Source organism: Aurantibacter crassamenti (genome assembly GCF_016811105.1).
GTDB classification, from domain to species: Bacteria; Bacteroidota; Bacteroidia; order Flavobacteriales; family Flavobacteriaceae; genus Aurantibacter_A; species Aurantibacter_A crassamenti.
The window spans coordinates 2,193,741-2,206,542 of record NZ_JAFBGM010000001.1 but is presented as its reverse complement, the minus strand read 5'-3'; the positions used below and the strand labels follow the sequence as shown (position 1 = coordinate 2,206,542).

General features: G+C 35.3%; 7 protein-coding genes. 2 read left to right on the top strand and 5 right to left on the bottom strand.

What is annotated here, in order from left to right:
* Together cysS and yidD are read left to right on the top strand one after the other, a co-directional pair.
* A complete protein-coding gene (cysS, locus tag JQC67_RS08965) occupies window positions 1-1,482 on the top strand; it encodes a cysteine--tRNA ligase (RefSeq protein WP_203252476.1) in 1,482 nt (493 codons plus the stop codon).
* Window positions 1,483-1,570: 88 nt separating this feature from the next.
* The gene (gene yidD / locus JQC67_RS08960) at window positions 1,571-1,792 is read left to right on the top strand and encodes a membrane protein insertion efficiency factor YidD (RefSeq protein ID WP_203252475.1); all 222 of its coding nucleotides are present in this window, start codon (window positions 1,571-1,573) and stop codon (window positions 1,790-1,792) included.
* 59 nt (window positions 1,793-1,851) lie between these two features.
* Here the strand turns inward: yidD and JQC67_RS08955 are convergent, their stop codons facing one another.
* The 5 genes from JQC67_RS08955 to JQC67_RS08935 form a co-directional block, all read right to left on the bottom strand.
* Window positions 1,852-4,413 carry a hypothetical protein gene (locus tag JQC67_RS08955; protein ID WP_203252474.1) on the bottom strand — a complete coding sequence of 854 codons (2,562 nt, stop codon included), beginning with the start codon at window positions 4,411-4,413 and terminating at the stop codon, window positions 1,852-1,854.
* 10 nt (window positions 4,414-4,423) lie between these two features.
* On the bottom strand, window positions 4,424-6,256 hold the full coding sequence (locus tag JQC67_RS08950; RefSeq protein WP_203252473.1) for a sialate O-acetylesterase: 1,833 nt from the start codon (window positions 6,254-6,256) through the stop codon (window positions 4,424-4,426).
* A gap of 134 nt (window positions 6,257-6,390) precedes the next feature.
* Window positions 6,391-9,396 carry a glycosyl hydrolase gene (locus tag JQC67_RS08945; protein WP_203252472.1) on the bottom strand — a complete coding sequence of 1,002 codons (3,006 nt, stop codon included), beginning with the start codon at window positions 9,394-9,396 and terminating at the stop codon, window positions 6,391-6,393.
* A 31-nt stretch (window positions 9,397-9,427) separates the two neighbouring features.
* A complete protein-coding gene (locus JQC67_RS08940; RefSeq protein ID WP_203252471.1) occupies window positions 9,428-9,751 on the bottom strand; it encodes an L-rhamnose mutarotase in 324 nt (107 codons plus the stop codon).
* A 6-nt stretch (window positions 9,752-9,757) separates the two neighbouring features.
* A complete protein-coding gene (locus JQC67_RS08935) occupies window positions 9,758-12,745 on the bottom strand; it encodes a glycosyl hydrolase (protein ID WP_203252470.1) in 2,988 nt (995 codons plus the stop codon).
* Window positions 12,746-12,802: the final 57 nt, after the last annotated feature.

The window sequence follows — 12,802 nt, the reverse complement described above, 5'->3', positions numbered from 1 at the left end:
ATGAATTTATACGAAGAGCAATCGTTAAAAATTTACAATTCACTTTCCGGAAAAAAAGAAATCTTTAAACCTTTAAGCGAAGGCCACATTGGCATGTATGTATGCGGCCCCACGGTATACAGCAACGTGCATTTAGGCAATTGTAGAACTTTCATGTCTTTTGATATGATTTTCAGATATCTTAAGCATTTAGGGTACAAAGTGCGCTATGTGAGAAATATTACTGATGCAGGCCACTTGGTTGATGATGCTGAAGACGGCGAAGATAAAATTGCTAAAAAAGCACGCTTAGAGAAAATTGAACCCATGGAGGTTGTTCAACGCTACACCGTTGATTTTCACAACATACTTGAAAGATTTAATTTCTTACCACCAAGTATTGAACCTACTGCAACTGGGCACATTATTGAACAAATAGAAATCATCAAAGACATTCTTGAAAAAGGATATGCCTACGAGACAAATGGCTCGGTATATTTTGATGTGAAAAAATTCAATGAAACCCACGAGTATGGTAAATTGAGTGGTCGTAAATTAGAAGACATGATTGCCAATACGCGTGAGCTTACGGCACAAGATGATAAAAAAAGCCCACAAGATTTTGCCTTGTGGAAAAAAGCAGAACCGCAACACATTATGCGTTGGCCTTCACCTTGGGGTGATGGTTTCCCTGGCTGGCATTTAGAGTGTACAGCAATGAGCACCAAATACCTCGGTGAAACTTTTGATATTCACGGTGGCGGAATGGATTTGAAATTTCCGCATCACGAATGTGAAATTGCGCAGGCTGAAGCCTGTAATGGTCATTCTCCTGTTAAGTATTGGCTACATGCTAACATGCTTACCATGAACGGTAAAAAGATGGCTAAATCAACAGGTAATAACATATTACCTGGCGAAATTTTTACAGGCGAAAACAGTATTTTGAGTAAAGCTTTTGCTCCTTCTGTTGTTCGATTTTTTATGATGCAAGCGCATTATACCAGTATTCTTGATTTGAGTAATGACGCATTATTAGCTTCTGAAAAAGGATATTTTAAATTAATGGATGCAGTTGATGCAATTGACAACCTTCCAACAGGAAAAACATCTGATTTTGACGTACAGGCATGGCAGCAGAAATGTTATGACGCCATGAATGATGATTTCAACACACCTATTTTAATTGCGCAATTATTTGATGCTGTAAAACATATTAATTCAATTAAAGAAGGTAGAGAAAGTATTTCCCTTGACGATAAAAAGCTTTTGCAAAAAACAATGTTAGCTTTTGTTTTTGATGTAATAGGCCTTGAAAGTAATCAAGACACAAATGCTAATTCTGATAAGTTATCTGGTGTAGTTGAACTTTTAATTGAATTACGTGATGAAGCCAGAGCAAATAAGGATTTTGCTACGTCTGACAAAATACGAGATCAATTAATCGAACTCGGTATTCAACTAAAAGATAGTAAAGAAGGCACTTCGTTTAGCATTTTGTAATTTGAATTACAATTTTAAGTGCGATTAAAACGCAATTCAAATGTGCATTTAAATTAGTTATACATTTATTGAAAGTAGTTTTATACAAATGAAAAAAATACTGATAGCACCTTTTATTTTTCTTGTTAAGTTCTATCAGTATGCTATTTCACCCTACACTCCAGCAACTTGTCGCTACTCCCCTACCTGCTCACAATACACGCTTGAGGCCTTAAAAAAACATGGCTTGTTCAAAGGTGGATGGTTAGCATTAAAACGAATATTTAGTTGTCACCCATGGGGCGGAAAAGGCTATGATCCGGTGCCCTGAAAAGTCGGCCCTAATCATTTTATAATTCAACTTATTCATTTTAAAAGCGTTGACAAATACTATTCCCAAGATACTACCATTTCACCACTAACGTCGTTTACCTCAAAATACTCACCAAAAGCAGGATCTCCTTCTTTAAATTCAATACTTCCTTCACGCCATGGATAATGGGCATTATTATAAAAATTTATTTTATTTTTATCAATTCGTTTATCTGGGTACACCCTAACCGTAGCATTTTTTAATCCGGTAACTTTTAACCTTCTCGTGATACCTAGTTGTTCAGTTGTCATTTCTTTGCAAGAAACTACACCTGTTTCTTGTTTTACAAAAACTCGGCATTCTCTATGCCAAGAAGTAGGGAAAGTATATGTTGCATGTCCTTTATCCAATCTTGTATCATAACCCAACATTAGTGGGGCACCCTGCGGGAATTTAAAAGCTTGTTTCACCGTAGTATTTGGACTGTACCCTGAAAAGTAATAGGCATTATCGTTTCTAGCAATACAAAGCATAGGGTCTTTAATACCTGGATGCTCTTTCTTTATTTGTATTGAATAATCAAATTGTGCCATAACATCCCTTAACATTTTTGGGCCAACAAAATACGTATTCGGATCATCTGCCCTTAATAATCGACCTCCTTCAAAATGAGATGAATTTGTACCTCTTACATATGCTAAGGAACCCCCATTCCAACTAGGATCTTTGCGTATCCATACCACATCACGGGATTGATTTTCTTGTCTATACGACACCAATAGGTTTGTAAATGGGTCCGAGGGCTTAGCAACCTTGGTACCTACACCTCCTCCTGAAAATAGGGATGCATGATTAATTTTTAATGGATAGGGAGAATTAAGTTCATCTTGATTGTATGACTTTACTATTCGAAAATCACCTTCAAGAGGAGTTACACTTTCTAAGTTAAGCAACTGCTTAAATTCGATACTTGCAAAATCGGAAGGTCCATAAAATATTGCCTTTCCTCCATTGCGTATGTATTCTATCCAAAATTTTTCAGCTAAACTACCTTTATCAGGAATTATTGACAATAATATAGATTCATTAAAAAGATCAGGTTTACTTTCATTAACCTTAACTAAGTTAGTAGCAGTTATAACCGTATTTAGAGGAAGCCCGCTATTTATGGCTTGTCTAATAAACCAATCACCATAGTACATTTCAGATAATCGATTCGATTGATTTTTAGCCCAATCATGATATTCATCAAATGGATATACCCATACGAGGGGTCCAGGTTTAGTTGGTGCATCCTCACGAGCATCAAGAATATGCGGTATGACTTCATTGGGTACTTTGTCAGGCATATTACCAAAAGAATCGTCAATGGTTAAAAAGTTAAGATGTGTTGGCAATGCCATATGCCCTTCTTTGTCAATACGTGCTACCGCCATTGGCAAATAGATATCATGAGGTTCTCGACCGTATCTATCTAGCCATGGACTGTTCATCCACCAAGGATCATGGGTGTAATAACGAAACAAATAACGATTATCGGGTAGATCAGCAATTCGTGACATATAACCCATAAGTTCTAACCCAAAATCGCCATCCAAGGCAGCCCAAGGTGAATTTGGCGGTGGTAAAATGTTGAAACCTCCATGATAAATAGCACGAAGATCAACCCCATCTTTAGCCAAATCTACCCCCGTGGCAATATTTGTACCACGCGTCTCAATGCGATACTTTGGACATTCTTCTCTAAAAAGCCTCCAAAAATCAAGTATCTTCTTTTGAGTACCCTTTAATTTCTCAACCTGAAACCCTGATCCCGAAAAAATAGTTCCTGTTGACGACCATGGTTCCATGCCAAAACCGAAACCATTACTTAACCACAAATAGTCATAACCTAAGTCGGTTAAAAAATGTTGGCTTTGTCTTCCAAAAAAAGTACCAAAAGGTGTATTGTCGGGTATTCCTTCCGGAAATCCAGCATAAGCTTCCGAATCAGCTTTTAGTACGGCATAAGAGGAAACAAAAGTTTTTTCTCCCATTGCACCTCCCTGAACAATTTCTGGATGTTTTTGATATTTAAATGGAGATTTCGCAAATTCGGGCCCTGGATCAAAAGTGGCACCCACACGGATAGTTTTATTTGTAAATTCTTCTCCTACACTTTTTAGAACCTTTATAATTTCCTTTAGGTCACCATAGGTAAATTCAGGGGCATCATCCATATATACATATGCACGTTCATGTATAGAAAGTTCTTCTGGACCAGAACCTACTTCATGCTTTGTATTAGGATTACCAATATATTTTGCCCATTCTAACGGCTGATTCATTTCACCTTTATAATCAAGTATTTCTGAACCATCTGCTGTCCATAACATAATTGATATTGTATCAGTATGCTTTAACAAAGATGACCATTGCGAATACATTGTATATGCAACTTTACTATAATACTTTCTGTCTTTCTTTTTAAAGGGTTTTAAGGATGCCTCTAAGGTTATATTATTAAATTTTTTGATTCCTGAATCATCTGGAAGTGCTTCAAAGCTTGATGTTTTTTTAGAAGGACTACTACAACCTATAAAAAGTATTAATAATAGTATTCCTAATGGGTATTTAAAATTTTTATAAAAATTTGTCATAAAGTACTTTTTAATGATTTAACCAAAAAGGAGACATTGGTATTTCCTCCGAGTAATATAGATAACAATTGGGATTATCTAACCATGCATATCGCGCTTCTAATGGTCTCGCAACCTTCTCAGTTGTTAAATAAATTTCATTCTTACGTATTTTAGCCCTTGCTTCTGTAAATTCCCCATCCGATCCTGTCAATTCGAAACCACATAAATTATCATTAGGAAATGGTCTTAAATTGCTAATATCTTTATCAAATCGTATTATAAAAGTATCACCGTTTACATGATGAGACATATACTTAGGTGATTCTATTATCACATTATTTTTATATACTTTTGAAAGAGCCTGAAGCGCCAATCGATAGCCAAAATCTTGTTTGTTGGCTGGATGAACATCAAAAGGGTCACCAATATCATATGAAACAACCATAGAGGTGTTTGGTAGATTAAGTGCTTTTGACTGTGCTAAACGTAAAGCAGCTCTAGTATTGGATATACCAGGATTTTGCCACGAAGGTTCGTAATTTGGTAATTGTACAAAAATAAATGGCGCATCGGCAACTTTCCATCTATTCCTCCATCCTTTTATTAAAGCCGGAAACGCCATTTTATAATATTCAGATCGTCCCACATCAGAACTTCCTTGATGCCATAAAAACCCTCGAATTGCATAAGGTATTATTGGAGCTACCATTCCATTAAAAAGATATGAAGTTGATCCGGAATGAACCTTTGCTAAATCATTAATAGTTTCCTTTGGTGACAAAATTTGCCACTTTTCGGATAGGTTTAATTGCTGAATTCCATCTAAACTTTTTAGATAAAATTCCTGACCCTCAACTTTTGGTATTCCCCAAGGTTGTGCAATACGTACTAGTATGATATTTTTCCCTTTCTGAAGTAGATTGGATGAAAATTCCGCCTGAACTCTTTTTGGATATAAAAAATAATCAATCTCTTTACCATTCAAATAAACATGAGCCTGACGATTCAAATAGCCCAATGACAAACACCACTTAGAACTTTGCTCAGGATTAGAAACCACTATCTCCTTTCTTAACCAAATCCATTTTTTTGAAATACTCCCTAATCCTGTAATGTGATTAATTGAATCCCAACGCTTTTCATCGTTAATGGAACTCGAAAATTTAGATGCTTGTTCTAATCCAGAATTACTTACCATCATTCTTGAGGCAATATACTGTTTCCATGCATTATCAGCTTGTGCTACCCATTTATCTTCATTATATTCCAATGGTATTTTGGGCAGTACTATGGAATTTTCAAAACTCTGCAAACTCTGCCTATCCATCCACGGGGATATAGCCGTACCCCCCCACGAACTGTGTATAATGCCTATAGGCACATTAAGAGATTTATAAAGTTCCTTCGCAAAAAACCATGCAGTAGCGGAAAAATTAGGAAGTGTATTTTCCGAAGGAAGTTCCCAATTACCACTTCTGAGATTATCCAACTCAACTGGAGATGGTAACTTAGGTACATTGAACATCCGTATCTGTGGATAGTCTGAGTCTTTTAACTCTTGTTCAAAATTTTTAATTTCTGAACGGGGAATCCATGGCCAACCTCCCATTGGATGCTCCATATTAGACTGACCCGATGCAAACCAAACCTCCCCTATCATTATATCTCGTAATATAATCGTATCTGAATCCGACTCAATCTTCATTTGATATGGCCCGCCTGCAGACATTGAAGGAATCTTCAGCATCCACTTGTTTGATGTATTGGTTACTGTCGTTACCGCTTTGGAATTTATTCTAACAGTAATAATTTCACCTGGGTTTGCAAACCCCCAAACAGGAATTTCCACGTCCCTTTGCAAAACCATATGATTAGTAAAAATCTTTCCAGGCCTTATTTGGGCATTGACATTTATGCTGGTTACTAGAAACATGCAGCATAAAAAAAGTACTATTTGATATATATCAAATTTCATCTTTAAAAAATAAAACTTCATTAATGTAAGTGTGTCCGATATCTTTTAATTGTAACAGGCCCTAAAAGACCCGAAACCTTTAATGGTACATCCTTCCATGGAATTAAATTTTTATTTGCTTTAACTATATTAGTTTGGGTAAAAGATTCACCAGTAACTGCATCACCAGTCAGTCTATTGGACCATGTATTAGCCACCTCTATGGTAATCTTATTATCACCCTCAAGAATAGTATTAGTGATATCAAATCGATGCGGTTGAGTCCAGGTTATGCCCAATGATTTGTCATTTAACCATACCTCACCTATTTCAGCTAATTGACCTAGATCCAAATAAACTCTTCCTTTATCCTTTGACTTTTTAAATTCAAATGTATTATGGTACTTGGCAATACCAGAGAAGTATTTAATACCCTCATTCTTAGCTTCCGTCCAGGAAATTAGTTCTGGAAAAACAGCTGTTTTAGGTGCACCCCAATTTTCTGTAAACTCTACATTCCACTTACCAGATAAATTGGTAATATTAGGGTGGTTCTCTACTTCTATCAAATCATTGTCTGAATTTTCCAAGGCAAAATTTCCTTTATCTAGAAAAACAATGCCATCCTCTGTATAGTGTATTTTTGGAAGATTTTCAGATTCAAAAATCCTTTTGTATTGAGCATCAACATTTCCATCCTTGAAAACAATAAAATATGAATCATGAGGAGCAAATGTAATAGGCAATGTAATTCTATCTTTTTGTTGGTCGTAAATGGAAATTGAATTGACATCACCAGATACAGGATTCCAGATTTCAGGTACTTTGCCCAATTGTCGGAAAGAGCAATTTCTAGTAACCCATTGGTCAGTAGTATTTCGCACAAAATAAAAATCAACATCTTTCTTTTTATAATGTATATAATCTAAAGGGGCTTTCCTCTGATCCACATGATTGTCTAAATAATCAAAATCTGGAATAACTCCGAGTGACCTTAAAACCTGTAATGGCGTACTTTTTGCATCTATTATTCCTTTACTATCTTCTTGATTCTTGACTGTATTTACCCATAAACTATTAACTTTAGCTTTTAATGATTCTAAGGTGTTTTTATTTACTAAACCGATAACATCCAAAGGTTTTTCACCTACTATAACAGCACCCATTTTCGCCAATACTTCTAACTTTTTTAAGGTTGGAGGGCTCAATTTATCATCAGAAATGTACAATAAGCTATAAGACCCAACACCTGGAAGTACCAGTTTTCCATTTTCAACAGTAAGTTCCTTCAATAGAATTTCTGTATTGATTACCTCATAATCATATCCCTTTCCGATTGAAAATGGCGTGTTTTTTGGCATTACCAGATTAGGTATTTCTTCTCCATAATAATACAATACATCGGCAACAAAATCGGTATGCTGTAGTACAGAAGATACTCTGGCCAAATAATCATTAAAGGGTTTTACCTTTGGCCACCAAACCCTTTTATCATTATAATGGGTACCTGCCAAATAAGCTATTCCAGGAAAACCATACTCACTAGGATTATGGGTAAATCCATGAATTACGAGCCTATTCATACCCTCGGCAAAAGCTCGATCAGCAAAAGGTTTCATCAAGGCAGGCGACTCCTGCCAATCCTTATAACTGGTAAATGCTTCTTCTTCAACCCATCCTTTTTTATAAATATGAGAAGCCGCCGCAATTTCCTTTACTAGCCACACCATATCAACGCTATCTTTATTCATATATGGCCGTTCATACCAAAACTCACCTCGGGGTACATCTAATGCCCCTAGAGCTTTCAAAGTTTCGACTGGAATATGGTGCATATGACCGGGGCCTCCCGACTCAGAACATAGTTTTATGCCGTATTGATTACATATTTCTTTGGCTTTTCCATAATGGTTTTTGATCATTAATTCGGAAAAAGTCTCAGCATAATCATGATTAAATTTCTTAAGTAATATCGAATCAAAAATCTCTGGAGCAAAAAGGCTTGGAAGAAACTTATGTACATCGTAACCATTCACGTGTTTAAAACCTTGAGGAAAAGATTCAGTCCATGCAAATTCCTTTGCCTCATAACTAGCTAAATACAAATATTTTAGCGCAGAATCACTTAAATCATTCACAAGTGGTTTTAATCTATCTATAAAATATTGAATATGCATTTGGGTAGCTACAGAATCAAAATGATCTATTATAGGTCCTTTAGAATTATCACTTGGCACTGCTAATTGTTCCCCTGAATTTGAACTTATAAATCGATAAACATCCCAGTCACCATCTTTAGGTTCCCAATCAAGAATTTCATTTTTCGGATTGAAATACTTAGTAAGGTTTAAAATTGCAGTAGTATCAATTATATCCCTAGCTTCCGAAGGAACTGCAATTACTGATATTTCATTATAGTATTTGGGTTTTCCGTTTCTTGCGTACTCAATAATTCTTGGATTACCATTCTTATCCGGAGAAATGACAGGAAATGGGAGTGATATTTTACTTGATTTATCGGACCTTATTTCGGTCATGGAATAGTATATAGTCTTTGCTGCATGTTTTGGATTTACCCAATTTCCCCCTGCGTTCCAGCTACTAGATAAACTTATTCCAACTTCAAGATTTAATTTCTCGGCTTCATTTAAAGCAAACTTTAAAGATTTTAAAGACTCTTCTCCCATAAAACTTGGACCAGCAGGAACCATATTATTAGGATTACCAATAGGCCTCACTCCAATATCAAAAATATCCACTCCAGCCAAACCTGCATGCTTAATAGCCCTTAGTTCTGTGTACATTCGTAAAGTGTCCACATGTCCATTAAGCCACCACCAATACACTTTGGCACGTGCCGAATCATTCGGTTTTTCAAAACCATTTTTTAATAAATTATAGGTGCTATTTGCAACAGATTTTTTGCTCTTTTGATTACAAGAAAATAGGCTTATTACACATACAAATAGTACTAGAAAAACTATTATTTTATAAAACCGCACCCAAACGATAACAGAACCTACATTATTAAAATTTCTATTTTTCATTATCTATTTATTCAAGATTAATGCCCTAATTCTATATTGAAATTTCTTCCATACAAAACACCTCTTTTAATTGAGTTACAACTGGATTGTTTTTCGGGTGTACCACCATTAAATCAGCCATATAATCCCACCATCTTTGCATCAAATCAAGGTTTTGATGATTTTCAATTGAATCGCACTGCATTTCTTGATAAGCAAATAATGCATGTGTCTCTTCATCTACCCAGATACGATATGAATTAATTCGCTGCTTTTTAAATTGCTCCACTAATTCTGGCCATATTAGATCGTGTCTTTTTTTATATTCTACTATGCAACCTGGTTTTAATTTCATCTTAAATGCCCTGTATTTCATTTAGGATTACTTTATAGTGTTCATAAATATTAATTTTACTGGCCCCTTAAGTCCTGAACTCAACAACGGAACATCCTTCCATGGAACCTTGATTTTATTGAGTCCATTTATACTAGTAGCTTTAATATTAGTATTAGTAAAATTCTTCCCTGTTACAGCATCACCTTTTAGGCGATTTGACCACGTATTTGAAACTTCAATTTCTAATAAATTCTCTCCAGCTTTTAACACTTGAGTAACATCGAAACGAAAAGGTTTTGTCCAAGTGATACCTAAATTCTGACCATTTAACCACACTTCCCCCACATTAGTCAAATCACCTAAATCCAAAAATATTCTTTGGTTATCAGCCGTACTCGAATTTATTTCATAGGGGAAAGTTTTAACGTACTTTGCGGTTCCAGAGAAGTACTTTATGCCTTCCACATCAGATTCGGACCAAGGAATTAAATCTGGTAAAACTATTCTTTCTGGTGCATCTTGTACTTTTGGAAAAAATAATTCCCAAGCTCCAACCAAAGATTGTTCTTTTATGCGGTTGGAAATATCTATATTCTTTTCACCAACCTTAGTATTAAAATCACCTTGAGTCATAATTAAAGTTCCTTCTTTAGAATACTTTAAAATAGGTGGATCCTGCTCATGTGATGAAATACTAGAGTAACTAGCTTTAGAATTTCCTTTTGATAAAACAATGAAAGCAGAACCATAAGGTGGTAGCGTCAACGGCAAACGAATTCCGTTTTCAGTATTCTCATATATAGATACACTATTAATATTACCCGTTACAGGATCCCAGATTTCAGGAATTTTATCTTTTTGACGAAAAGTACAATTCCTAGAAACCCATTTGTCAGTTGTATTGCGGACAAAATAATAGTCTGAATCTTTCTTCGAATAATGAATATAATCTAGTACATTGAATGTGTCATCAGCATAAGAAAAATCGGGGGAAACATCCATTAACTTTAGTAATTGATCTACAGAGATTCCACTAAAAACTTTATTTTTTATTGTCAATGCAGTAGAAGTAGTATTACTTAAATCAACCCACAATGCATCAATTTCTGAATTGATAGCTTTTGGAGATAATATTGCCTTTCTCTTAATTACACTTTTGGGCTTCTCAGAAATAATTTTAGCGCCCATTTTGGCAAGCTGTTTTAACTTAAGCAGAATCTCTGGCATCATCTCTTGTTCAGGTGCTAATGCCAAGACCTTAAATTTTGCTCCAGTAGGCAAAATTAACTGCCCATCTACCACAGTAGTTTTCATCAATATCTCGCTATTGACTACCTCGTAATCGTAACCAGGCCCTGCATAAAATCGACTATTTTTTGAACCTGCAAAATTAGGAACAGCACTTCCATAGAAGTACAATACATCTGCTTTGAAATCGGTTTTTTGAAGCACATTTGATATTCTTGACAGATATTGGTTAAAGGGCTTTACCTTGGGCCACCATACTCGTTTATCATTATAATGGGTTCCAGCATGGTACACCCATCCTGGGTTACCAGACCCTCTGGGATTGTGAGTGCTACCATGAACAACTACCCTATTCATCCCCTCACAAAAAGCTCTATCACCCATAGGCTTCATTTCATAAGGACCCTCCTGCCAATGTTGAAAAGATGTAAAAGCCTCTTCCTCTACTACTCCATTTCCATAAATATGTGATGCAGACGAGACTTCTTTTACTACTCTAAGTATATCTATTCCTTCATCATTCATACGAGTGTGATTTATCCAATACTCACCTCTAGGGAGGTCCATTACTCCTAATGATTTTAATGGTTCTACAGGAACATTATGAAGTGGAAATCCTGGACCACCAGATTCTGAATTAATTTTAAGGCCATGTGCATTTGAAATTTCCTTTGCTTTTCTGTAGAAATTATCAATCATTAACTCAGAAAGTGTATATTGAAAATCACGTTTGATATTTTCAGGAAAAGGTCCTTCCAAATCGCGATCATTAAAAAGCACTGGTAAGTATTTATTTATTTCGTAACCATTTAACGATTTAAACTTTTGAGGAAGTAATTCTGTCCACACATTACCTAAAGCCTCGTAACTAGCTAAATACAAGCTTTTTAAAGATGAATTTGAAAAATCATTACCTAAAATGGTTTTTAACTTATTTATAATGTAGTTAAAATGAAAGGCTGTTGCATCAGCATCAAAATGATCAATTATAGGTCCGTGTGAATTTTTACTAGGTAATTTTAAATTTTCTCCCGAATTAGCACAGACATAGCGATAAATTTCATATTCCCCTCTAGGTGCCTCCCAATTTAAGCGTTCAGTTTTTGGATCAAAAAAGGCAGTAATATCAATTACCTTTTCAACCGTTTCTTTTTTAGAGGTACAATTTTTTGGAACCGCCAATACTGCGATTTCCTTATAATAAACAGGCTTACCTTGTTTGTTTCGTTTAATATTTATTTCCTGTTGATCTTCTTCTAATATTATTTTTCCCTTTTCCATAGTTCTTACCAACTTTGGAAATGGCAATTTTACACCCTTTTTATTAAAATTAATCTTCGAAAAATATATCGATTTTGCAGCGTACTCTGGAGTAATCCAAGTTCCTCCAGCATTCCAACTACTAGCCATATTTAACCCTACTTCCATTTCCAATTTCTTGGCTTCGTCCAATGCTATTTTTACCGCCCTAAGAAAATCATCCTCCATGAAAGTAATCTCCCCAGCTGGTACTTTTGAATCTTCTGGCCCCCTATTTGGAACGCCTATTTCAAAAATGTCAAAACCTGAAAGACCAGCTTTTTTCATGGAATTAATCTCTTCTTTTATACGAATTGTATCAATATTTCCATTTATCCACCACCAATAGGTTTTAGGCCAAGCTTTCATTGGAGGATTTGCAAATTCTTGTTTGAGATTATTTGATTTACTGTTTTGAGCATACAGCATATGCATACTGCTTGAGATGAAAAGAGCAAATAATATTAAACTAAGATGTTTGAACATAAATTCTTATTTAAAAATTCTTATTACTTAATTTCTATATTTTAATATCCGCAGAAA